The 24,113-nt window shown below is 64.6% G+C and carries 17 protein-coding genes and 1 pseudogene; 13 read left to right on the top strand and 5 right to left on the bottom strand.

Features of this window, described 5'->3' with window-relative positions; all coding sequences use genetic code 11:
* Positions 1-98 precede the first annotated feature (98 nt).
* From CYJ07_RS13085 to CYJ07_RS13065, 5 genes are all read left to right on the top strand, one after another.
* Positions 99-1,934 (top strand): extracellular solute-binding protein, encoded by a 1,836-nt coding sequence (locus CYJ07_RS13085; protein ID WP_104204153.1) that lies wholly within the window; start codon positions 99-101, stop codon positions 1,932-1,934.
* 39 nt (positions 1,935-1,973) lie between these two features.
* Positions 1,974-3,047 carry a microcin C ABC transporter permease YejB gene (locus CYJ07_RS13080; RefSeq protein WP_104204152.1) on the top strand — a complete coding sequence of 358 codons (1,074 nt, stop codon included), beginning with the start codon at positions 1,974-1,976 and terminating at the stop codon, positions 3,045-3,047.
* Positions 3,048-3,051: 4 nt separating this feature from the next.
* Positions 3,052-4,125, top strand: coding sequence for an ABC transporter permease (locus CYJ07_RS13075; protein ID WP_104204151.1), 1,074 nt, complete (start codon positions 3,052-3,054; stop codon positions 4,123-4,125).
* Positions 4,118-5,710 carry an ABC transporter ATP-binding protein gene (locus CYJ07_RS13070; RefSeq protein WP_104204150.1) on the top strand — a complete coding sequence of 531 codons (1,593 nt, stop codon included), beginning with the start codon at positions 4,118-4,120 and terminating at the stop codon, positions 5,708-5,710. Before CYJ07_RS13075 ends, CYJ07_RS13070 begins: the two co-directional genes overlap by 8 nt.
* Positions 5,711-5,886: 176 nt before the next feature.
* Entirely contained in the window at positions 5,887-7,629 is a 1,743-nt protein-coding gene (locus CYJ07_RS13065) for a sensor domain-containing diguanylate cyclase (protein ID WP_104204269.1), read from the top strand.
* 3 nt (positions 7,630-7,632) lie between these two features.
* On the opposite strand, the gene CYJ07_RS13060 is transcribed toward CYJ07_RS13065, so the two are convergent.
* Together CYJ07_RS13060 and CYJ07_RS13055 are read right to left on the bottom strand one after the other, a co-directional pair.
* Positions 7,633-8,334 carry a pseudouridine synthase gene (locus CYJ07_RS13060; RefSeq protein WP_104204149.1) on the bottom strand — a complete coding sequence of 234 codons (702 nt, stop codon included), beginning with the start codon at positions 8,332-8,334 and terminating at the stop codon, positions 7,633-7,635.
* Positions 8,334-9,149: an amidohydrolase gene (locus tag CYJ07_RS13055; RefSeq protein ID WP_104204148.1), complete on the bottom strand. Its 816-nt coding sequence runs from the start codon at positions 9,147-9,149 to the stop codon at positions 8,334-8,336. Before CYJ07_RS13055 ends, CYJ07_RS13060 begins: the two co-directional genes overlap by 1 nt.
* Before the next feature lie 166 nt (positions 9,150-9,315).
* Between CYJ07_RS13055 and rarD the strand changes: the two genes are divergently transcribed.
* Positions 9,316-10,257 (top strand): EamA family transporter RarD, encoded by a 942-nt coding sequence (gene rarD, locus CYJ07_RS13050; protein WP_104204147.1) that lies wholly within the window; start codon positions 9,316-9,318, stop codon positions 10,255-10,257.
* Positions 10,258-10,260: 3 nt separating this feature from the next.
* On the top strand, positions 10,261-11,424 hold the full coding sequence (locus CYJ07_RS13045) for an NAD(P)/FAD-dependent oxidoreductase (RefSeq protein WP_104204146.1): 1,164 nt from the start codon (positions 10,261-10,263) through the stop codon (positions 11,422-11,424).
* A gap of 24 nt (positions 11,425-11,448) precedes the next feature.
* Here CYJ07_RS13045 and CYJ07_RS13040 read toward each other — a convergent pair whose 3' ends face one another.
* Both CYJ07_RS13040 and CYJ07_RS13035 read right to left on the bottom strand, forming a co-directional pair.
* Positions 11,449-13,041 carry a methyl-accepting chemotaxis protein gene (locus CYJ07_RS13040; protein WP_231489632.1) on the bottom strand — a complete coding sequence of 531 codons (1,593 nt, stop codon included), beginning with the start codon at positions 13,039-13,041 and terminating at the stop codon, positions 11,449-11,451.
* 202 nt (positions 13,042-13,243) lie between these two features.
* Positions 13,244-14,518: an O-acetylhomoserine aminocarboxypropyltransferase/cysteine synthase family protein gene (locus CYJ07_RS13035; RefSeq protein WP_104204145.1), complete on the bottom strand. Its 1,275-nt coding sequence runs from the start codon at positions 14,516-14,518 to the stop codon at positions 13,244-13,246.
* 132 nt (positions 14,519-14,650) lie between these two features.
* Between CYJ07_RS13035 and CYJ07_RS13030 the strand changes: the two genes are divergently transcribed.
* The 6 genes from CYJ07_RS13030 (at position 14,651) to CYJ07_RS13005 (ending at position 23,623) form a co-directional block, all read left to right on the top strand.
* Positions 14,651-16,366 (top strand): SulP family inorganic anion transporter, encoded by a 1,716-nt coding sequence (locus CYJ07_RS13030; protein WP_104204144.1) that lies wholly within the window; start codon positions 14,651-14,653, stop codon positions 16,364-16,366.
* Between the two features lie 257 nt (positions 16,367-16,623).
* The gene (locus CYJ07_RS13025; protein WP_104204143.1) at positions 16,624-17,784 is read left to right on the top strand and encodes a TAXI family TRAP transporter solute-binding subunit; all 1,161 of its coding nucleotides are present in this window, start codon (positions 16,624-16,626) and stop codon (positions 17,782-17,784) included.
* A gap of 65 nt (positions 17,785-17,849) precedes the next feature.
* Positions 17,850-19,874 (top strand): TRAP transporter permease, encoded by a 2,025-nt coding sequence (locus CYJ07_RS13020; RefSeq protein ID WP_104204142.1) that lies wholly within the window; start codon positions 17,850-17,852, stop codon positions 19,872-19,874.
* 8 nt (positions 19,875-19,882) lie between these two features.
* Entirely contained in the window at positions 19,883-21,304 is a 1,422-nt protein-coding gene (locus CYJ07_RS13015; protein ID WP_104204141.1) for an enoyl-CoA hydratase/isomerase family protein, read from the top strand.
* Positions 21,301-22,494 (top strand): acyl-CoA dehydrogenase family protein, encoded by a 1,194-nt coding sequence (locus CYJ07_RS13010; RefSeq protein ID WP_104204140.1) that lies wholly within the window; start codon positions 21,301-21,303, stop codon positions 22,492-22,494. Before CYJ07_RS13015 ends, CYJ07_RS13010 begins: the two co-directional genes overlap by 4 nt.
* A gap of 10 nt (positions 22,495-22,504) precedes the next feature.
* A complete protein-coding gene (locus CYJ07_RS13005; RefSeq protein ID WP_104204139.1) occupies positions 22,505-23,623 on the top strand; it encodes an acyl-CoA dehydrogenase family protein in 1,119 nt (372 codons plus the stop codon).
* A gap of 87 nt (positions 23,624-23,710) precedes the next feature.
* On the opposite strand, the pseudogene CYJ07_RS13000 reads toward CYJ07_RS13005, so the two are convergent.
* Positions 23,711-23,953 (bottom strand): annotated as a pseudogene (locus tag CYJ07_RS13000) (FAD-binding protein); the annotation flags it as partial.
* Positions 23,954-24,113: the final 160 nt, after the last annotated feature.

The raw sequence follows: 24,113 nt of genomic DNA, 5'->3' as shown, positions 1-24,113 counted from the left end.
TCGAGGCCAGGCGAAGGTTTACAAGCGATGGACGGCCTGACACCTTATGGCGGTAATGCCCGACCCAACCGGGCCAGATCTACCAAGGATGTCATTTGATGCGGTTCGTCTTGCGTTGCGTACTCGTCTGTTGCCTGGTGCTTGCCTGGTCGTCGTCGGCTCTGGCTGACGATCATGACACGGTTCCCACCGTCCACGGCCTGGCGCTCTACGATGAGCCGGCGTTACCCGCTGATTTTACGCATTTTCCCTACGTCGACCCCGACGCGCCAAAGGGTGGCAGCATGACCCAGGCCGCGGTCGGCAGTAGCTTCGACTCGACCAACCCTTTCATCATTCGAGGCACGCCGGCAATCGGTATCGGCGAGATCTACGACACGCTGCTGGCGAGTAACCTCGATGAACCGTTCAGCGTCTATGGTCTGCTGGCCGAGGGCATACGCCTGGATCCGGAGCGTCTCTGGATCGAGTTCGACCTGCGCCCAGAAGCCCGCTTTCACGATGGCGAGCCAGTTACCGCCGAAGACGTGGTTTTCAGCTTCAACTTGCTGATGGAGGAAGGCAATCCGTTCTATCGGGGCTACTACGCCGACGTGGAACGGGTCGAGGCGCTCGATACGCATACCGTGCGCTTCGAGTTCGCTTCCAACCATTCACGCGAACTACCGCTGATCGTCGGGCAGCTGCCCATCCTGCCTCAGCACTATTGGGAGGAGCGCGACTTCAGCTCCCCGACGCTTGCGCGCCATCCCGGCTCCGGCCCCTATCGCATCGCCGAAGTGGAGCCCGGTCGCCGGATCGTCTATGCGCGCGTCGAGAACTACTGGGGGCGCGATTTGCCGGTCAATGTGGGGCGGCACAATATCGATCGCTTGATCTACGACTACTACCGTGACCGCGATATCGCCTGGGAGGCCTTCAAGGCCGGCGTGCTGGACTACCGCACCGATGCGCGCGCGGCGACCTGGGCCATCGGCTACGATTTTCCGGCTTACCACGAGGGCCTGGTCAAGCGCCTGACCGTACCCGACGGACAGCCTTCCCGCATGCAGGCCTTCGTCTTCAATCTGCGGCGCGACAAGTTCAAGGATCCGCGCGTACGCGAGGCGCTCAACCTCACATTCGACTTCCCCTGGCTCAATGCCAACCTGTTCTACGACACCTACCAACGCACGGAGAGCTTTTTCCAGAATTCGGAAATGGCCGCCGAGGGTCTGCCCAGCGAAGCGGAGCTCGAGCTGCTCGAGCCCTACCGCGACATACTGCCGGAACGGGTCTTCGACGCGCCGCTGCCCATCGAGTTTCCCGACGACAGGCGCGAGCGTCTTCGGCTGGCTTATGAGCTGCTGCTCGAAGCGGGCTACGAGGTGCGTGGTGACAAGCTGGTGGACAGCGAGAGCGGCCGGCCGCTCAGCGTGGAAGTGATGCTTTTCGACAGCGGCATGGAGCGGGTCGTGCAACCGATGCTGCGCAACATGTCGCGCCTTGGCATCCAGGGCAGGTTGCGCATCGTCGACATCAATCAGTATCTCAATCGGCTGCGCAGCTTCGACTTCGATATCGTGACCGGGCAGTTCCCGCAATCCAACAATCCCGGCAACGAGCAGCGCGAATACTGGACCAGTGACTTCGCCCACAGTCCCCAGAGCCGTAATCTGATGGGACTGGAACACCCCGCCGTCGATGCGCTGGTCGAGCGACTGATACGCGCCGATAGCCGGGAGGAACTCAATACCGCGGCACGCGCTCTGGATCGGGTGCTGTTGTGGAGCTTCATCGTGATCCCCCACTACCATTCCGGCGAGACACGCATCGCGATCTGGGACAAGTTCGGCTATCCCGAGGCTTTTCCCGAATACGGCTTCGACCTGACCACCTGGTGGGTCGACGCCGAGCGCGAACGCGAGATCAACCAGCGCCTGCGGGGCCGCTAGGCCGCCAGTCAGCCATCGCTGCACGAGGGTATCCTTGACGTGAGCCGTTATATTCTTCGCCGTCTGCTGCTTATGATACCGACTCTGATCGGCATCATGCTGCTCAATTTCGTCATTGTGCAGGCCGCACCGGGCGGGCCGATCGACCAGATGATGGCGCGGTTCGAGGGCCTCGACAGCATGGCGAGCACGCGCCTGGACGCCGGCGGAGGCGACGTGGTGGTGCGCGACGAATCACGCGGAGCCCGGGGTGTCGACCCGCGTTTCATCGAACAGCTTGAGCAGCAGTTCGGCTTCGATAAGCCGGCTCACGAGCGCTTCCTGGGCATGATGCGCGACTACGTCACCTTCGATTTCGGCAACAGTTTCTTTCGCGACCGACCGGTGGTCGAGCTGATGATCGAACGCCTGCCGGTATCGGTCTCACTGGGGCTGTGGACCACCCTGCTGGTCTATTTGATCTCGATTCCGCTAGGTATCCGCAAGGCGCTGCGCCACGGTTCGCGCTTCGATGTCTGGACCTCCGGCCTGGTGATCGTCGGCTATGCCATCCCCGGCTTCCTGTTCGCCATCCTGCTGATCGTGCTGTTCGCGGGTGGCAGCTACTGGGATCTGTTTCCGCTGCGCGGGCTCACCTCACCGGACTTCGAGGAGCTCTCAGCCTGGGGCAAGATCAAGGATTACTTCTGGCACATCACCCTGCCGGTCACGGCCATGACCATCGGCAGTTTCGCCACCCTGACCATGCTGACCAAGAACAGTTTTCTCGATGAAATACACAAGCAATACGTGCTCACCGCTCGGGCCAAGGGAGCGAGCGATCGTCGTACCCTATACGGGCATGTGTTTCGCAACGCCATGCTGATCATCATTGCCGGCCTGCCTGGCGCTCTGGTGACCATTTTCTTCACCGGCTCCCTGCTGATCGAGGTGATCTTCTCGCTGGAGGGCCTGGGGCTGCTCGGCTTCGAGGCGGTGATGCAGCGCGACTACCCGGTAATCTTCGGTACGCTGTTCCTGTATACCTTGATCGGGCTGATCCTGAAGCTGGTCTCCGACCTGACCTATGTCTGGGTGGATCCACGTATCGACTTCGAGACACGGGAGTCCTGACACGATGCCTCTTGCGCTCTCTCCCATCGCCCGTCGCCGCATCGGCGTCTTCCGCCGAAATCGACGCGCCCGCGTCTCGCTGTGGATCTTTCTCGTCCTGTTCGTCGTGAGCCTGGGGGCCGAGCTGATCGCCAACGACAAGCCCTTGGTCATGCGCTACGACGGCCAGTGGTATATGCCGCTGCTGATCGATTATCCCGAGACCGAATTCGGCGGCTTCCTACCCACCCGCACCGACTACCACGACCCCTTCATACGCGAGCAGATCGCGGAGCACGGCTGGGCGCTGTGGCCATTGATCCCCTACTCCTACCAGACTCTGGACATGCAGATGATGCGCCCTTCGCCCTCGCCGCCGGACGGCCGGCATTGGCTGGGTACCGACGACCAGGGGCGCGACGTCCTGGCACGTGTCATCTACGGCTTTCGTCTGTCGGTCGCCTTCGCTCTGGTGCTGACGGCCGGCTCGCTGGTCATGGGCGTGCTCATTGGCGGCATCCAGGGCTATTTCGGCGGCAAGACCGACCTGATCGGACAGCGCCTCACCGAGATCTGGTCGGGACTGCCGGTACTGTTCCTGCTGATCATTCTGGCCAGCCTGGTGCAGCCCGGCTTCTGGTGGCTGCTCGGCATCATGCTGCTGTTCTCGTGGCTCGGCCTGGTCGATGTGGTGCGTGCCGAATTCCTGCGTGCGCGAAATCTCGAATACGTGCGCGCGGCCAGGGCGATGGGCCTGCCCTCCCGCCTGATCATGTGGCGGCATGTTCTGCCCAACGCCATGGTCGCCACGCTGACCTTCATCCCTTTCCTGTTCACCGGTGCGATCACCACGCTGACGGCGCTCGATTTCCTCGGGTTCGGGCTACCGCCGGGTTCCCCTTCGCTTGGGGAGCTGGTCGCCCAGGGCAAGAACAATCTGCACGCGCCCTGGCTCGGCATTACTGCCTTCGTCAGCCTGTCGCTGATGCTCTCGCTGCTTGTCTTCATCGGAGAAGGCCTGCGCGACGCCTTCGACCCACGTCATATCCAGCACGCACCGAGTGCCACCCCGTTGACCAGGACCCAGCCCAATGCCTGATTCTCGCGCCTCCCCTCTGCTGCGTCTCGACAGGTTGTCGATCACCTTCGACGGCAAGCCGGTACTCGAGAAACTCTCGCTCGAGGTTCGCCGTGGCGAGACCCTGGCACTGGTCGGTGAATCCGGCTCCGGCAAGTCGGTCTCGGCGCTGGGCGCCATGAACCTGCTCCCCGACAATGCCACGGTCAGCGGCGGACGCTGGCTGGTCGACACGGACCTGGCAACGCTGCGCCAGCGCGATTGGCAGGCGCTTCGTGGTGGCCGCGTGGGCTTCGTCTTTCAGGAACCGATGACCTCGCTCAATCCGCTGCATACGGTTGGCAAGCAGATTGGCGAGACGCTGCGCCTGCACCAAGGGTTGTCGGGGCGTGCGGCTCGTGAGCGCACCCGCACGCTGCTTGAGCAGGTGCGGCTGCCACGCCCCGATGAGCTGCTCGACGCCTGGCCCCACCAGCTCTCGGGCGGGCAGCGCCAGCGGGTAATGATTGCCATGGCGATTGCCAACGATCCGGAGCTGCTGATCGCCGACGAGCCGACGACGGCGCTCGATGTCACCGTGCAGCAGGAGATTCTTGCCCTGCTCGCCGAGCTTCGTGATCGCCACGGCATGGGCATGCTGTTCATTACGCACGATCTCAACCTGGTGAGGCGTCACGCCGATCGCGTCTGCGTTCTCTACGATGGCGTCGAACAGGAGACGGGGCCGGTGAGCGAGGTGTTCCAATCACCACGCAGCGAGTACACGCGAACGCTGCTCGATGCTGAGCCCACCGGCCGGCCGGCGCCGCCGACTTCACGCCAGCCACTGCTCGAGGCGCGTGGCGTGTCGGTCAGCTTCCAGCGCCCCAGGCGACTCTTTGCGCCGCGCCCGCCCGCCTTCGAAGCGGTCAAACCGATCGATCTTCACCTGGCTCCCGGCGAAACCCTCGGTATTGTCGGGGAGTCGGGGTCGGGCAAGACCACGTTGGCCATGGCACTGCTGCGGCTGGTGGAGAGTCGCGGCGAGATCGACTTCGACGGCGAGCGACTCGATCGTCTCTCGGGCAATGCCCTGCGCCGCCGGCGTCGACGTTTTCAAGTCGTTTTCCAGGACCCCTACGGCTCATTGTCTCCTCGCCTGCCGGTCTCCGATATCGTCAGCGAGGGTCTTCGCTTTCACTACCCCGACCTTTCCGCTAGCGAAATAACGCAGCGCGTGAGGACGGCGCTCGAAGAGGTCGGCCTGCCGGTCGACTGTGCAGCCCGTTATCCCCACGAATTCTCCGGCGGGCAACGCCAGCGCATCGCCGTCGCTCGAGCTTTGGTGCTCGAGCCCGAGCTGGTTGTCCTCGACGAGCCCACTTCGGCTCTCGACCGCACCGTACAGAAGCAGTTGGTCGAACTTCTGCGTGATCTGCAAGCACGACGCGGCCTGAGCTATCTGTTCATCAGTCACGATCTGGCGGTGGTGCGAGCCATGGCACATCGCGTCATGGTGCTCAAGGAAGGCGCCCTAGTGGAACAGGGAGACTGCCAGACCTTGCTGGCGGAACCGTCGAGTGCTTACACGCAAGCGTTGGTCAAGGCCGCCGGCCTCAGTGGTTGAGGCTCGGTCTACGAACGAATTCGGAGAGCGATGGATGAATTTTTTCTACTAAAAGATAACGGTATAAATAAGCCTAGCGTTTATACACCATGAACCGCACATGACGAATGGAGGGATATTCGTGCCCAGCCTTGCCCTATACTGGTGCCCTCGCGGCGCGCTTGGTAATCCTCCCCATGCGACTTCTTTCCGGCTCCTGGTGGTTACTCTTGCTGATCACCTTGCATTCTCCGATCGTTCAAGCATCGGCGTCCGCGCTGGATATCGATACGGGCTGGGAATATCGCTGGGGCGACTCGCCTCTACAGGCAGACGGTCGGCCGACCTGGCTTCTTGAGCCCTCCGCCGGTGAATGGAACGCCATCGATTTTCCTTCCAACCCACCGGCCCGCAACGGTAACCGCCATGTCTGGTTCCGCACCACCCTGCCCGCCGGTGAATGGCGCGATCCGGTGCTGTACGTCTACAGCATCGATCTCATCGCACAGGTTTTCCTGGGTACGGAACTGATCTACCAGCACGGCCGCTTCGATGCCAACGGTGAGGGACGTTTCGCCGGTTGGCCTTGGCACGTGATCAGCCTGCCCGAGGATTTTGCCGGCCGCCAGCTCTCCTTTCGTGTCTTCTCCGACTATACCGATATCGGCCTATGGGGTGAGGTCAAGCTGGCGGATCGCCCTGAGCTGCTCGGCAACATTCTCAAGCGCTCGGCCGACGAGCTGATCGTCAGCGCCTTCTGCCTGCTGCTATCCCTGCTGGCGGGTATCTTCTCGGTGATACAAACCGAGCGCCGAAGCTTCGTCGGGACCGCTCTCTTCTCGTTGGCTTCCGGCATCATGATTCTCGCCGAGAGCCAGGCCAGCCAGCTACTCATCGCGGCGCCCCTGTTGTGGGACTATCTGGCCGCTGCAGGCTATTATGCCCTGCCGGTCGGCATCGGCTTGTTGCTAGAACCCTGGTTCGAGTCGCGCCATTCGCGCTGGATTCGCCGTCTGTGGCAGGGTCATCTGGCTTATCTGCTCGGCGCAATGGCATTGGCAGCAAGCGGCGCGGTCAACCTGTCCAGCACCTTCCCGGTATTCGACGCGCTGCTGGCCGTTACCCTGCCCGTGCTGTTTACCTTGGTGATCGCTCGGTTGAGGCGCCTGAGCGGCGAGAAGAAACTGATCATCGCCGCCTACGGACTGTTCGCGCTACTGTTGCTGATCGACATGGCCGTGGCCCATGGCCTGCTTCCCTGGAGACGAGTACCGGTCAGCGTTGGCGCGTTGGTCTTCAGCCTCGCTATCGTGGCGATCTCACTGCACCACTACGCGCGCACCCAGCGCGAACTGGTCCAGCTCAACCAACATCTCGAAAAACAGGTGGCGGAGCGCACCCAAGCCTTGCAGGGAATGGTCGAGAGGCTGCACGCCTTCTCCTATCAGGACCCCCTGACCGGGCTGAAGAATCGCCGGCACTTCGACGAGGTGTTCGCCCACGAGGCGGCCAACGCCCGCCGCGGAAAAACGCTCACTCTGGTCATGCTCGATATCGATCACTTCAAGCGGTTGAACGATCTGCACGGCCACGAGGCAGGCGATACGGTGCTGGTGGCAACGAGCCACCTGCTCAGTCAGCACTTTCGCGATGCCGACGTCGTCTGTCGCCTGGGCGGAGAGGAGTTCGTGGTGATTTTGCCCGGCGCATCGGCGAACCAGGCTGCCGAGAGGGTCGAACGCTTCTTGGAAGCGATGCGCCGGCAGCGCTTCGTCCACGCCGAACGCGAGCTAGGCCCTGTCAGTCTCTCCTGTGGCATCGCCACCTATCCGGAGCACGCCGGCGACCCGTTGGAGCTGATCCACTTGGCCGACATGGCGCTCTACCGTGCCAAGCGGCGCGGACGAGACAGGAGCGAGACCTCGGCGCCGGTCAACTGACGATCAGTTGAAAGCCTCGATCTCGGCCGTTGACAGCTCGCGCCACTCGCCCTCGCCGAGCGAGCCCAGCGACAACGTCCCGATCGATTCCCGGTGCAGGGCGACGACCCGGTTGCCGAGGGCCGCAAACATGCGCCTGACCTGATGGTAGCGTCCCTCGTACAGGGTCAACTCGGCGTCGTATGGGCTATTCATGATCAACTCGGCCGGTAGCGTCGGCTTGTCCTCGCCCTCGAGCAGGATGCCTTCCGCAAAGCGAGTCCTGGCCGCCTCCATCGCCTCCCCCTCGAGCGGTTCCGCCAGGGTCGCACGATAGACCTTGGCGCAGCGTCGGCGCGGCGAGGTGACACGATGGGACCACTGGCCATCATCGGTAAGCAGCACCAGTCCCGTGGTATCGACGTCGAGGCGTCCCACCGTCTGCAGGCGTTCCGCCTTCGGCAGGTCGATCAGGTCCACTGCACGCGGATAGAGGCCGCGACGTGCGCTGCATTCAACTTCGGTCGGCTTATGGAGCATCACGTAACGCAGCCCCACAAGCGACAGCGGTCGGCCGTCCCACTCCACGCGATCGGTCGGCTCGACGTGGAGCGCCGACTGCTTGGTCATCTCCCCGTTGACGCTCACCTCGCCACGATGCAGCGCCTTCTTCGCCAGGCTGCGCGTCAGATCCGTAGTCTCCGCCAGGAAGCGATCGAGACGCATCAGAAGCCGACCCCGTCGGAAAGCGTGAAGTGATCGGCGTCGCGCCAGGCGGGGAACTTCTCGCGGAAGGCCTCGAGATCGTCCCGCGACAACGTAGCGGTTTCGATGAAGGCGGTATCGCGTGGCTGGTCGATGACCGCCTCACCCTTGAAGTCGACCAACATGGAATCGCCGGCATAACGCATGCCATTGGCATCTTCACCGACACGGTTGACGCCGATCACCGGACCTAGATTCTCGATGGCACGCGCCTGCAACAGGATACGCCAGGGATGTCGCCTCGGCGCCGGCCAGTTGGCGACGCAAAGCAGAGCGTCGTATTCGAAATGCTCGCCGGGTCCCGGACTCTGCCGCAGCCAGACTGGAAAGCGCAGGTCGTAGCAGACGCTGAGCAGTATGCGAAAGCCCTTGAGCGTGACGATAACGCGATCGTGCCCCATGGCATAGCGCTCATGCTCGCCGGCCATGCGGAACAGGTGTCGCTTGTCATAACAGACACGGCTGCCATCCGGGCGGGCCCACACCAGCCGGTTGTAGTAGTGACCATCTTCGACCACCGCCACGCTGCCGGTCACGACGCATTGGCGCTGAATGGCCTGTTCACGCAGCCAGGCCACGGCCGAGCTCTCTTCCATCGGTTCGGCCATTTCACGCGAATTCATCGTAAAGCCGGTGGAAAACATTTCGGGCAGCACGATCAAATCGGTCTGGCTGGCATCGAGCCCACCCAGCTGCTCCTCGAGCATTCGGCAGTTGGCCTCTGGGTCTTCCCAGCGCAGGTCACACTGCACCAGGGTCGTACGCAGCTCACTCATGTCGGTTTCCCTTGCAATGGCTCCCTCCCGCACCAGCCTAACCCAGCTCGGCACGAACGTCAGCCGCCAAGGCATAAGCCCGACACGGCGCTGGCGGTGAGCCCCACTACTCGGATAGGCTGCTAAGTAGAAACATCTCATTGAACCAACGACACGAGAACATGGCATGTCCGCGCAGTCCTTGACCGATCGTGAGGCCACCCGTGGCGTGGCTTTTGGCCTGGCCGCTTATGGCATGTGGGGCTGCTTCCCGCTGTTCTTTGCGCTCTTCCAGGGCATTCCCGCCTATGAAGTGCTGATTCATCGCATCATCTGGTCGTGCCTGTTCCTGGTCGCGCTGGTGACGATCCTCAAACGCTGGGGGCCTATACGCTCGGCGCTGGCCGAGCCCCGCCGGCTGGGTCGGGTGCTGGGCTGCGCCCTGCTGATCGCTATCAATTGGGGGCTCTACATCTATGCCGTCGAGACGCGCCAGGTCTTTCAGGCCAGCCTCGGCTACTTCCTCACCCCGCTGGTCAACGTCGCCCTGGGCTTGCTGGTGCTGCGCGAGCGCTTGGCCACCCTGCAACGCCTGGCGATCCTGCTGGCGGGGGCAGCCATCGTCATACAACTGCTGCTGCTTGGAGAACTGCCCTGGATCAGCCTGACCCTGGCGCTCTCATTCGGCACCTACGGCCTGTTACGCAAACAGGTCCCGCTCGATGGTTTGTCGGGTCTGTTCGTGGAAACGCTGCTACTGCTGCCGCTGGGGCTGCTCGCTCTTGCCTGGCTGAGCCTCGCGGGGCTTTCCCATTTTCTCGCCGCTCCCTACGCCACGCTGCTGCTGGTAGCCAGCGGCGTCATCACGGCATTGCCCCTGCTGGCCTTTGCCGGTGCCGCGCGTCGCCTACGTCTGGCGACGCTGGGCTTCCTGATGTATCTCAACCCCAGCATCCAGTTCTTCATCGCGCTGCTGGTGTTCCGAGAGCCGTTATCACCGATCCAGTTGGCCACGTTCATGCTGATCTGGCTCGGTCTGGCACTCTACTCCTGGTCGGCCTGGAACGAGCGAGCGCGCTCGCCACTGGCGCCCGCCGGCGCACCGCCGCCGCAGCAACAGCAGAGCTGACGCATGGGCGTGAAGCCGGGAGCCTCACGCCGTCCGCGGATCCTGCTGGTGGGAGCGGGTCATGCACACCTGCATCTGGTACGCCACCGTTCGCGTCTGGCCGAGGCCGACGTGAGCCTGGTCGATCCGGGCAGCTTCTGGTACTCCGGCATGGCGGCCGGTGTCCTCGGCGCGCGCCTGAGCCCCGCCGAGGATCGTCTCGATCCCATGCCTCTCGCTCGTCGGTACGGTGTAAGGGCCATCCGCGGCCGCCTGGCATCGCTCTCTCTCAACCGACGCTTGGCCTGCCTGGATGACGGTAGGGAGCTACCCTTCGAGCTGTTGTCGCTCAACGTGGGCTCGGCGGCTACCGTGTTCCCAGCCTGTGACGATGGCCCACAGGTCTGGACGGTCAAACCGATCCAGCAATTGATCGCTCTGCGTCATCGCCTCGAAGCGTCATTTCTCCGGCGCGAGTCGCTCTCGCTGGTCGTGGTCGGCAGTGGTGCCAGTGGCATCGAACTGGCTTGCAACCTGCGCGCGCTGGCCGACCGCCATCGTGTCGACGCGAGGATCACGCTTGTCTCGCGCCGCCACGAGCCGCTCGCCCAAGCACCATTCGGGGCCAGGCGCTGGCTACGGAACCATCTGCTGCGCAGAGACATACATTTCCTGGGTGGGGCGCAAGCCGTCGCTCATCATCCGGCTGGCCTGCTGGTGGCGGCGGAAATGGCCTTGGGGGGAGCTGTCCCGGTAGCGGATCACCTTCGGCCGCTCGCCGCTGACCACGTAGTTCATGCCGGCGGCTTGAAGCCGCCGCCAGTGCTCGAGCGGCTGGGGCTGGCGATGATCGAGGGGCGCGGCCTGGCAGTAGGCGATACGCTGCAAAGCATCGACGATCCGGGCATCTTCGCCGCGGGCGATTGCGCCGCGCTGGTCGATCGACCGCTCCCCAGGCTCGGTGTGTATGGCGTGCGCCAGGCACCGGTGCTACTCGACAACCTCGCGGGCAGCCTGGCCGGCCGGCCGCTGCGCCGCTACGTCCCCCAGGCCCGGGCGCTCGCCATCCTCGACCTGGGACAGGGTCGGGCGCTGGCGATCCGCGGCCGTCTATGGTGGACAGGCCGTGCCAGCCTATGGTGGAAACGCTGGCTGGACGGCCGTTTCATGGCGCAGTACCGGCATTGACGACCGTTACCGCAGCAATAGGATTCAGGCGCTTTCCGGCTTGTAGCCGACGCGGAAACCGCCCCAGTGCTTGCCGCCTACGTAGATCGGCACCGACAGATCGTGCATCACCTCGCCGGTATCGCGCTTGTAGGTCTGCAGCAGCAGGGTCTCCTCGTGGGTACCGCAACGTTGACCGGTGGTGTCCTCATAGATCCGCCGGTTGCGACAGAACTTGAGATCATGATCGTAGTCGCCGGTGGGCGGCTGGCTGCTCTGCGCATTATGCGTGGGAATATAGCCACGACGATCGATGCCGATGGCGTAGGCAACGCCCAGCCGCTCCAGCAGCGGTTCCTGGATCTCAGGAAAATGCTCGTCGGTGTAGTGGACGAAACCGGTTTCGTACTGCAGCGGATTGGTGCCGGGGATTGGCGTGTACTGGGCATGGAACAGGGTCTGCTCGTCCAGCTCGCCATGCTTGAGCGCCGATTCGAGCAGCGCCCCGATCTTGGCGGCGGCCCCGCGAGCGGCCTCGAAGACCTGCTGATGCCGCCCTTCGAGACGCTGCTGCGCTAGCGAAGCATCGACGGCTTCGGCCCCGGCCATGAGTGCCCGTGCCTGGCTCGCCAGACCGTGCATGTCGCGGTTGCCCTGATCGGCGTCCTCTTCCAGCGTTGAGAGAGTACTCGCCACCCGTTGCGAATGCTGGTTGGTATCGTCCATGGCGTTGGCGATGGAGCGAATCTCGCCTTCCACCTGGTCGAAATGACCGGTCATCTCGGTGAGCTGCTCGCCCACCTTGCTCATCTCCTTGGCGCGATCGCCGACACGCTGCATCAGGTGACCGATGGTGTCGACCACCCGGTGGCTGCTGTCGCCGATATCGCCTACCAGCGCCTCGACGTTGCGCGTGGCGTCAGCGGTTCGCCCGGCCAGCTGCCTCACCTCGCCGGCCACCACCGCGAAGCCGCGTCCATGTTCCCCGGCACGCGCCGCCTCGATCGAGGCGTTGAGCGACAGCAGGTTGGTCTGTTCGGCGATCTCCTCGATCAAGGAGGTCACGTGACGCACGCTGTCGGCCTTCTCGCTCAACATGTTGAGCAGCTCCAACGCCTCTTCCGAACGTTCGGCGAGCGCCTGCATCTCCTCGATCACCTGTCCCAGCGACTCACGGCTGACATGGCTGGCGTCTCGAGAACGGCTGGCCAGAGTGGCGACATTGGCGGCGCTGGCAGCGACCTGCTCGATGGCCGACGTGATCGCGCCCATGCTCGACGACGCCTCACGCACGGTCTGCTGTTGACGCTCCAGGCGCTGATCCATGCGATCGGCGTGATGCGACACTTCGGCGGAAGCGATCGCCGTGGTGCTGGCCTGCTGAATCAGGCCATGCGCCATGCGCCGCAGCGAGAGATAGTCGCGGGAAGCGGGCAGCCAGACGTGGAAACGGTCGTTTGCCAACGGGCCAGCGCCCGCGCGATAGATCGCGGCCAGGCCGCTCAGCGCGAGCATGGCACCCGCGAGCGACGCCAGCCCCACGGAGAGGAGCGCCTGCCATTCGGCGCCGCCGCGGTAGCTGACCAAAAAGCCGGCGGCAAGCGCAACCGCGGCCAGCAGGAGCATCAGTATCCGCATGCGTGTCGTCTCTTTGTTATAGGTGTCTGCGAAGCTTAACTTTATGTAAGCGAAGTTCGCATCACCACTTTCGCCTGACAGACCAAAGCGCTACTCAAGTGCTATCTCAAGTGGCCGATAGTGCTTCTTTGGCCAGCGCGGCGCTCTTCATCGACACGATGCGATGCCGGACGTCTTGAAGCGCAAGGCATCCGGCGCATCCTCAGGCCTGGCTGGCAGCCAGTGCCTGCTCCAGGTCGGCGATGATGTCGTCGACGTGTTCGATACCGATCGACAGGCGCACCATGTCCGGCGTCACCCCGGCGGCGGCGAGTTCGTCGTCGCTCAGCTGTCGGTGGGTGGTAGCGGCGGGAATCGACGAACAGGTCTTGGCGTCGCCGATATTGACCAGGCGCAGGATCATCCCCAGCGCATCGTAGAAGCGAGCCCCGGCGTCGCGTCCGCCCTGGATGCCGAAGCTGAGAATGCCCGAGGCGCGGCCGCTCATGTAGCGCTGGGCCAGGGCATGATCCTTGTGACCGGGCAGAGCTGCGTACTGAACCCAGGTCACCGCCGGATGCCCCTCCAGGTATTCGGCCACTTGGCGGGCGTTGTCACAGATCCGCTCGATGCGCAGCGAAAGCGTCTCGAGCCCTTGCAGAAGATTCCAGGCGGCCTGCGCCGAGAGCGCCGCGCCCATGTTGCGCAGCGGCACCACACGCGCCCGAGCGATGAAGGCCGCCTCACCCACGTCGCGGGTGTAACTCACCCCATGGTAGGAAACGTCCGGCTCGTTGAGCAGCGGAAAGCGTTGCGGATGATCTGCCCAGGGAAACTTGCCCGAATCGACGATCACCCCACCCACGGTCGTACCGTGCCCACCGATGTACTTGGTGGCGGAGTGGACGACGATATCGGCGCCCTGCTCGATCGGCCGCCACAGGAACGGCGTCGGCACGGTATTGTCGACGATCACCGGGACGCCGTGCCGGTGGGCAGCCTCCGCCAGCTTCGCCATGTCGATCACGCTGCCCGAAGGGTTGCCCACGCTCTCGCAGAATACCGCCTTGGTGCGCGCGTCTATCAGCGACTCGATACCGTCGATGTCGTCCTTGTCGGCGAAACGTACCTCGATGCCCTGGCGCGGCAAGGTATGCGCGAACAGGTTGTAGGTGCCGCCGTAGAGCTCGCTGATCGAGACGATGTTGTCGCCGGCCTCGGCGATGGTCTGGATGGCGTAGGTGATCGCGGCCATTCCCGAAGCCACCGCCAGCCCGGCGATTCCCCCTTCCAGCGCCGCGATGCGCTGTTCCAGTACCGCGCAGGTGGGATTCATGATGCGCGAATAGATATTGCCCTCGACCTTGAGATCGAACAGGTCGGCCGCATGCTGGGCGCTGTCGAAGGCGAAGGAGGTGGACTGGTGGATCGGCACCGCTACGGCGTTCTGATCGTCGGGAGCGTAACCGTGATGCAGGGCGATGGTCTCGGGCTTCATGTCGTGTCCTGGCAAGAAGGTCATTCGGAAGTGTGTTATTTCACAAGATGCTAACCAACACTCAACCCATGCACCAATATCGTTTAGTCTGGTGACCGTTCCTGACGCCAGCCCCCGACAGCGAAGAGACGAATGCTGAAACGCTACCTGCCCGTTCTCACCTGGCTGCCCCACTACAATCGCCGGCTGGGCGGCGCCGACCTGCTGGCGGGCTTCATCGTTACCGTGATGGTGATTCCCCAGTCACTGGCTTACGCCGTACTCGCCGGGCTGCCGGCAGTCGTAGGCCTGTACGCCAGTCTGCTGCCGGCAGTGGCTTATGCCCTGCTCGGCACCAGCCGCACCCTGGCCGTGGGGCCGGTCGCCATCATCGCGTTGATGACCGGGGCAGCGCTATCGGGCGTCGCCGCACCAGGCACGGCTGAGTACCTGCAAGCGGCCCTGGTACTGTCCCTGCTTTCGGGGATCATCCTGCTGCTCATGGGGCTGCTGCGCATGGGCTTCGTGGCCAACTTCCTCAGTCACCCCGTGATTGCCGGCTTCCTCACGGCTTCGGGCATTCTCATTGCGGCAAGCCAGGCGGGCTACCTGGTCGGCGTCGAGCTCGAGGCCCGAGACCTGCTGCCGCGGCTGGCGGAGCTTGCCATGGGCCTGTCCGGCATCCACTTTCCGACTCTTGCCATCGGTGGCGGTAGCCTCCTGTTTCTGCTTTTGTTACGCGAGTACGGACGGTCCAGCCTGCGCCGTATGGGTCTGTCCAAGCCGCTGGCCGATCTGCTCACCCGAGCCGGCCCCATTTTCGCCGTGGTCGCAACCACGCTCGTCACTTGGCATTTTCGGCTGGCCGAAACCGGCGTACAGGTCATCGGCGCGGTCCCCCAGGGTTTGCCGCCGCTGACCCTGCCGGGCTTCGACCTCTCGCTGTGGCAGGCACTGCTGGTGCCGGCGCTGCTGATCAGCGTGGTGGGCTTCGTCGAATCCGTCTCCATGGGGCAGATGCTGGCGGCCAGACGGCGTGAGCGCATTTCGCCCAATCAGGAGCTGGTCGGCCTGGGCGGCGCCAATGTCGTCGCCGCCTTTTCGGCGGGTATGCCGGTTTCCGGCGGGCTGACCCGGACCGTGATCAACTTCGACGCTGGAGCCCAGACACCGCTGGCAGGCTTGTTTGCCGCCATCGGTATCGGCACGGTGACGCTACTGTTCACGCCGGCGCTCTACCACCTGCCCATTGCCACCCTGGCGGCGACGATCACCGTCTCGATCCTGACATTGATCGATATTCCGATGATTCGCCAGACCTGGCGCTATTCGCGCAGCGATTTCTCGGCAATGGCGATCACGATCGTGCTGACGCTGGTCGAAGGCGTCGAAACCGGCATCATCAGCGGCGTTGCGCTCTCTATCGGCTTGTTCCTCTATCGTACCAGTCGTCCCCATAGCGCGTTGGTCGGTCGCATACCCGGCACCGAGCATTTCCGCAATGTCGAACGCCACGAAACCGAGAGCGTCAGCCACGTGGCCCTGCTGCGTATCGACGAAAGCCTCTATTTCGCCAATGCCCGCTATCTCGAGGATACGGTCTACGATCTCGTGGCCACCCGTCCAGAGCTGGAGCACGTGGTACTGATCTGTTCGGCGGTCAACCTGGTCGATGCTTCGGCGCTCGAGAGCCTGGACGCGATCAACGCCCGGCTCAAGGATTCCCGGGTCACCCTGCACCTTGCCGAGGTGAAGGGACCGGTCATGGATCGCCTGAAGCGCAGCGACTTCCTCGATGACATGACCGGGCGAGTCTTTCTCAGCTCCTATGCCGCCTGGCGAGAGCTGGCCCGCCCCTCGACCGACTGATCGAGGCTGCCGCCCGGGGCTATACCTTGGTCGCATGCGACACGCTTTTGTGCCTGACCGTCGGTATCCCTAATCCCTCGCTTTTTTTGCTTTTTCAAGACCTTGACTGCCGCGTTCCGCCAGGCGGACAAAACGTTGCGTCAAGTCCCGCGAGCACGCGTTGACACTAGGTCGACGCCTTCCTAGTATCGATCACGGTTTCGGAATTAAATACCGCATAGCAAAACAACAACGTTATCCCACCACAGGAGTCTCCTATGCGACAGCTCGCCCGTCCCCTTGCCCTGACCGCTCTACCGCTTGCATTGCTGGCTGGCGCCGGCAGCCAGGCCGCCGAAGTGAAGCTACCCGGCACCATGGCCTGGACTGCCTACGGCACCAACTCCAGCGGCTATGCCCAGGCCGTGGCCATCGGCAATATGCTGCAGGAACATTACGGCACTTCGGTGCGTATCCTGCCCGGCGACAACGACGTGTCGCGCATGACACCCCTCAAGCAGGGGCGTGTCGATCTTTGCGCCTGCGGCATCGCCAGCTACTACGGCGCCGAGGGGGTAATGATGTTCGCCAACCGCGAGTGGGGCCCGCAGCCGATCCGCGTGATCACTACCTCCACCGCCTCCTTCGGCTTATCGCTGGCCGTGGCCGGAGACCTGGGCGTGGAAACACCGGCGGATCTCGCCGGCAAGCGTATCGCCTACATTCGCGGCGACGATGCCCTGAACAAGGGGACCGAGGCATATCTGGCCTTCGGCGGCCTGACATGGGACGACGTCGAACGCATCGACTACCCCGGCTATGCGCGCTCGTTCGACGGCATCATCGCCGGCGACGTTGATGCTTCCTTCACCACCACCGTGACCCCACCCGCCCAGCAGCTCGCCAGCAGCCCCCGCGGTATCAGCTGGCCAGTGCTCGACCCCGACGACACCGAGGGTTGGGAGCGCATGCTGGCGGTGGCGCCGTATTTCCAGCCTCACGAAGTGACCGCCGGTGCCGGCGACGTCAGCGCCGACAATCCCGTGCCCAGCGCCAGTTACCCCTACCCGATCGTGGTGGCCAACCAGGATCTTGACGACAAGGTGGCCTACGGTCTGATCAAGGCACTGCAGGAGAACTACGACGAGTACAAGGACGCGGCGCCGGGTGCCGTGGGCTACGCCTTCGAGCAGCAGGATCTGACCTGGGTGCTGCCCTTCCACGATGCCGTGATCGAGTACTACAAGGAGATCGGCGAGTGGACCGACGAGATGCAGGCCCACCAGGACTCTCTGGTCGAGCGTCAGGAGCTGCTGCTCGAAACGTGGAACGCCTTCCTCGAGGACGCTCCCGAGGACGAGGACGAGTTCCGCGACGCCTGGATGAAGGCGCGCGCGAATGCGCTCAGCGATGCCGGCTTCGATCCGGTCTTCGAATGATCTACCGGTAGAGAGCCTGCCCCGGGGCGGCGACGCCGCCCCTCTCCCGATTCACGGACGCCGCCATGACCACCACCACCTCGCCCCCCGAGTCGTCACGCCAGCTCAAGGAAAAGGTCACACACGTTCGTCCGTTGCCCACCGCCCTGCGCTGGATTCCCGGCGCCGTGACGGTGGCGCTGATGCTGATGACCCTGGATTACCTGTTCAACCTGGGCTGGCTGCGCTTCGTCACCGGCTTGGAGACTCAGTTCTATTATGCCGTGGTGGCTCTGCTGCTGCCGCTGGTCTACCTGTTGTGGCCGATCACCTCGTCGCGACAGTACCGTCCGGTGCCGTGGTACGACTATACGCTGAGCCTTTTGACGCTGATCGTCGGCGGCTATTTCGTCTATCACGCCGAGTCGATCCTCGAGCGCGGCTGGGCCTTTGCCGCTCCCGACACCGCGATCATGGCCAGCTATGCCTGGTGGCTGCTGATCATCGAGGCGGCTCGTCGCGCCGGGGGCTGGCCCATCGCCGTGATCGCGGCGACGTTCTCGCTCTATCCGCTGGTCGCCGATATCGTGCCCGGGCCGATACAGGCGTTTCCCTCCACCTTGGAGGAAACCGCCATGTACCACACCATGAGCACCGAGAGCATCATGGGCGTGCCGCTCCAGGCCTTCGCCGGATTGGTCATCGGCTTTCTGGTCTTCGGCGTGGTATTGCAGAAGAGCGGTGGCGGCAAGTTCTTCATCGACCTCGCCTTTGCCCTGCTGGGCCACGTGCGTGGCGGGCCCGCCAAGGTCTCGATCTTCTCCAGCGGGCTGATGGGCTCGATGAGCGGCAGCGTGATCAGCAACGTGCTAACCACCGGCGTGCTATCGATTCCCGCCATGCGGCGCATCGGCATGGGCCGCTCGTTCGCTGGCGGCGTCGAGGCCTGCGCCTCTACCGGTGGGGTGTTGATGCCCCCCGTCATGGGCGCCACCGCCTTCGTCATGGCGATGTTCCTCGACGTACCCTACGCCGCCGTGGCGCTGGCCGCGGTGATCCCTTCGATCCTCTACTTCCTGGGGCTGTTCATCCAGATCGATGCCTACGCCGCGCGCCATGACATCAAGGGCCTGCCCGCCGAGGAGCTGCCTTCCCTGTGGCAGACCCTCAAGCAGGGATGGTACTTCATCTTCGTCTTCGCCCTGCTGGTGTGGATGCTGTTGATCATGCAGCGCGAAGCCGTGGCGCCGTTCTATGCCACCGCCCTGCTGTTGGTACTCAACCAATTCTCTCCCCGCAACCGCTGGGGGCTTCGCGAGCTGGGCGAATCGCTCTCCTCGGCGGCCAAGCTGTTCGCCGAGCTTATCGCCATATTGGCCGGCGTCGGCATGCTGGTCGGTGCGCTGTCTATGACCGGCCTCTCAGGCACCATCGCCAACGACTTCATTCATATCGCGGGGGGTAGCGTGCCGCTGCTGCTGATAATGGGCGCGCTGACCAGCTTCGTGCTGGGTATCGGCATGACCGTCACTGCCGCCTACATCTTCCTTGCCGTGGCGCTGGCGCCCGCCCTGATCCAGGGCGGCGGTCTCGATCCCATGGCGGTGCACATGTTCATCCTCTACTGGGGCATGCTCAGCTTCATCACGCCTCCCGTCGCGCTCGGCGCCTTCGCCGCCGCCACCGTGGCCGGCGCACGACCCATGGCCACCGGCCTGCAGGCCATGCGACTGGGCAGCGTGATCTACTTCATCCCGTTCCTGTTCGTGCTCAACCCGGCGCTGATCATGCAGGGCGAGCCGCTGCAGATCGGCCTTGTCTTCGTCCAGGCGCTGGTGGGCATCGTGCTGTTCGCCTCGGCCATGCAGGGCTACCTGATCGGCGTGGGCCGGCTGGGCACCGGCATCGTGTCCGAGTGCATTGCGCGCGCCCTGGTTCTGCTGGCCGGCCTCATGCTTGCCCTGCCGGGCGGCGGCATGGTGCCGCTCTCCCAGCTCGAACTGCTCGCCATTGCGCTGGCCGCTCTCATCCCCGCCGTCGTGCTGTCTCGCTGGAGCCAGCGCCAGGCCGGGCAACGCGCGTCGCGTTTGACCTCACCCATCGATTCATGAGGAACCGCATGACGTCTCCCGTCAGCTATCATCGCCACGGCGACATTGGCGTGATCGCCATCGACAATCCACCGGTCAACGCGCTGGGCCAGGCCGTGCGCCAAGGCCTGGTGAAGGCCGTCGCGCAGGGCAACGAGGACACCGAGGCCCGTGTCCTGGTGCTCGTCGCCCGCGGCCGCACTTTCATTGCCGGTGCAGACATCCGCGAATTCGGCAAGCCGCCCCAGACGCCGATCCTGCCCGAGGTGATCGCTCATCTCGAAGCCAGCGCCAAGCCCATCGTCGCCGCCCTGCACGGCACGGCACTTGGCGGCGGGCTCGAGGTGGCGCTGGGTTGCCAGCTACGTGTGGCGCTGCCCGGCACCAAGGTCGGCCTGCCCGAGGTCAAGCTGGGGCTGTTGCCCGGTGCCGGCGGCACCCAGCGCCTGCCGCGACTCGTCGGCATCGCGGCGGCGCTGGACCTGATCACCAGCGGACGCTTCGCCTCCGCCGACGAGGCGCTCGAGCTCGGTATCGTCGATGCCGTGCTCGAAGTCGACAACCCGTTCGAGGCTGGGCTGGCGGCGGCACGCGACGTGCTCGACGGCAGGCGAACGCCGCGTGTCACCGGCGAACTCCCGCCCCCCGCAGCTGCTCCCGAGGCCATCGAGCGAGCCCGATCACGGCTCGAAGCCGAAGTCCCTGAACTCTTCTCGCCCTTCCGCTGCGTCGACGCCATCGCCGCGAGCAGCGAAGGAAGCCTCGCCGACGGCCTTCGCCGCGAGCGCGAGCTGTTCCTTGCCTGCATGGATTCGCCCCAGCGCGCCGGGTTGATTCATGCCTTCTTCGCCGCGCGCACTCCGCACAAGGTGCCCAGTGCCGGCGAAGTGCCCGCCCTGGCCCGCATCGCCATGCTCGGCGAGCATGCGCTGTTCGCCCGTCTGCAGGGCGCGGCCGAGCGCGCCGGCATCGAGCTTACCGAGCGCCCCGATGAAGATACCCAGGCCTGCCTCGTCCCCCCCGGAGCCGGTCGGGCCTGCCCCGCCCACTGCCTGCACATCGCCCTGCTGACGAGCGTGGAGGCGGCCGACCTCGATGCCATCAACGCCGACCTGGCGTTGGTGACGCCTGACGCGGCTGGCATGACGGAGCTGGTCGCGCTGCGTGCCGACGCAGCGCAGCAACAGGCCGCGGCCAACGCGCTCAAGGCGCTGCGTCAGGCAGTCGTGGTGAGCCGCGTGGGCAGCTTGCTGGCCACCCTGAGCGGGGCGGCTCGCGACGATGCCGCCAACCCACACGCCGCCATGGAGGCGGCGAGCCTGATGCTGGCCGAGCGCGGCTGGGCCTACCGTGAGAGCGATATCGACCTGCTCGCTATCGAGGCACTCGGCTACCCGCGTCACCTGGGCGGCCCCCACCGCCAGGCCACAGCCGGAGGGTGCGCCTCATGAACCTCGACTTCACTCCCGAAGAGCAGGCGTTTCGTCGGGAAGTCCGTGACTTCCTGGCCGCCGAACTTCCCCACGACATCCGCGAACGCGTGCGCCTCGGCCGGCGCCTCTCCGCCGACGATCACCTACGCTGGCAGAACATACTCAGTGCGCGCGGCTGGCTCGGCGCCAACTGGCCCAAGGAACACGGCGGTCCGGGCTGGGGCCCGGTGCGGCGGCATATCTTCGACGAGGAGTGCGCCGCCGCCCACGCGCCGACCGTCGTGCCCTTCGGCGTCAGTATGGTCGCTCCGGTAATCATGAAGTTCGGCAACGAGGCGCAGAAGCGCTACTACCTGCCGCGCATCCTCGCCAACCGCGACTGGTGGTGCCAGGGCTACTCCGAGCCCGGTGCCGGCTCCGATCTGGCCAGCCTGCGCACCCGAGCCGTACGCGACGGCGAGCACTACGTCGTCAGCGGCCAGAAGACATGGACCACCCTGGGCCAGCACGCCAATATGATGTTCTGCCTGGTGCGCACCGACCCCGAGGTCAAGAAGCAGGCCGGCATCACGTTTCTGCTAATCGACATGCACAGCCCCGGCATCAGCGTGCGCCCCATCGTCACTCTGGACGGCGCCCACGAGGTCAACGAGGTGTTTCTCGACGAGGTGCGTGTACCCGTGACCAACCGCGTGGGCGATGAGGGCCAAGGCTGGACCTGCGCTAAGTTCCTGCTCACGCATGAGCGCACCGGTATTGCCGGGCTCGGCCATGCCAAGCAGGCGCTGCGCCACCTCAAGGCGCTGGCCGGCCGTGTCCGCCATCGCGGCCGCCCGCTGCTCGAGCTGGCGAGCTTCCGCCAGCGCGTGGTCAAGGCTGAGCTCGAGCTGATGGCACTGGAAGTTACTCATCTGCGCGTGCTCGCCGCCGCTCGTGACGGCGGCGCCCCCGGCGCCGAGAGTTCATTGCTCAAGATTCGCGGCTCGGAGCTGCGCCAGGAGCTCAGCGAGCTGACCCGTCGCGCCCTGGGACCGTCAGCACTGCCCTTCCTTGCCGATTTTCTCTACGGTGACGAGGCGCTGGAACCCGGACAAGCCGAGCATGCCGCAGCGGGCGCCCAGTACTTCAACCGTCGCAAACTCTCGATCTACGGTGGCAGCAACGAGATCCAGAAGAGCATCGTGGCCAAGACGCTACTCGGCATGTAAGGAGCCCCACATGGACTTTTCCTATAGCGACGAGCAGCGCATGCTCGCCGACACCCTGGAGCGCCTCATCGCCGACCAGGGCGCACCCGAGGCGGCCTCCCACAAAAGGAGTGCCGCGCACGCGGCTCCCTCCGCCCTGTGGCTTACCTTCGCCGAGCTTGGGCTGCTGCAGCTGCCGTTCGACGAGGAGGTCGGCGGCCTGGGCGGTGACGGTATCGACGTCATGATCGTGATGCAGGCGCTGGGGCGAGGCCTGGTGCGCGAGCCCTACCTTGCCGCTTTGCTGCTGCCGGGTACGCTGTTGGCGACATTGGCGAACGAGCCACAGCAGGAACGCTGGCTGACTCCCTTGCTGGCTGGCGAACGCCGGCTGGCGCTGGCCTGGCAGGAAGCCGAAGCCCGCTATGACGCCCACGACATCGATGCCCGCGCCCGGCGGCAGCCGCACGGCTGGGTGCTCGACGGTGCCAAGCAGGGAGTGCAGGTGGCGTCCTCGGCTGAGGCGCTGCTGGTCACTGCGCGGGTCGACGACGGCTCGCTCGGCGTCTTCCTGGTGCCCGCCGATACCCCGGGCCTGAGCCGCCGGAACTACCGCACTCTCGACGACCAGGCGGCCAGCGACGTGCGGCTGGAGGGGGTCTCCGTACACAACGACGCCCGCCTCGGCGGGGACGCCGCCGAGGCCCTCGACGCCACACTGGCGCTGGGGCGCGCCGCGCTCTGCGCCGAGGCGGTAGGCGCCATGCAGGCCGCCTGCGACCAGACACTTGAGTATCTGAAGGAGCGCCGCCAGTTCGGCGCTCCGCTGGCCAGTTTCCAGGTGCTGCAGCATCGCATGGTCGACATGCACATGAACCTGGAGCAGGCCCGTTCCATGGCGATCCTTGCCGCCACCAGCCTCGAGCGCCCCGCCGCCGAACGCGACTATCGCGTCGCCGCAGCCAAGGCCTATTGCGGCGAGGCCGCGCGCTTCGTCGCCGAACAGTCTATCCAGTTACATGGCGCCATGGGCATGACCGATGAGTGCCGGGTTTCCCATCACGCCAAGCGCCTGGTGATGTTCGATCACTACCTCGGTGACGTCGACCATCACCTGGAGTTCGTCAGCGAGCGGTTCACCGCCGCCTGACGTACCCGCCGTTCCTCTGCCCTCATGAAAAAGGCCCCTGCGTGGGGCCTTTCTCGTTGCGCTCTGCCTGGGTAGCCACGAGCAAGGTCAGAGTTTCTGCTCCAGCTCCGGCAGGATCTGGAACAGGTCGCCGACGAGGCCGTAATCCGCCACCTGGAAGATCGGCGCCTCCTCGTCCTTGTTGATCGCCACGATCACCTTGGAGTCCTTCATGCCGGCCAGGTGCTGGATCGCCCCGCTGATGCCCACCGCGATGTAGAGCTCCGGCGCAACGATCTTGCCGGTCTGCCCCACCTGCATGTCGTTGGGCACGAAGCCGGCGTCCACCGCACGAGCAAGGTCAGAGTTTCTGCTCCAGCTCCGGCAGGATTTGGAACAGGTCACCGACGAGGCCGTAATCCGCCACCTGGAAGATCGGCGCCTCCTCGTCCTTGTTGATCGCCACGATCACCTTGGAGTCCTTCATGCCGGCCAGGTGCTGGATCGCCCC

Origin of the sequence: Billgrantia saliphila (genome assembly GCF_002930105.1) — a bacterium.
In the GTDB taxonomy this organism is placed as follows: Bacteria; Pseudomonadota; Gammaproteobacteria; order Pseudomonadales; family Halomonadaceae; genus Halomonas; species Halomonas saliphila.
The sequence above is the reverse complement of the archived record's forward strand: the minus strand, read 5'-3'. Positions and strand labels throughout refer to the sequence as shown.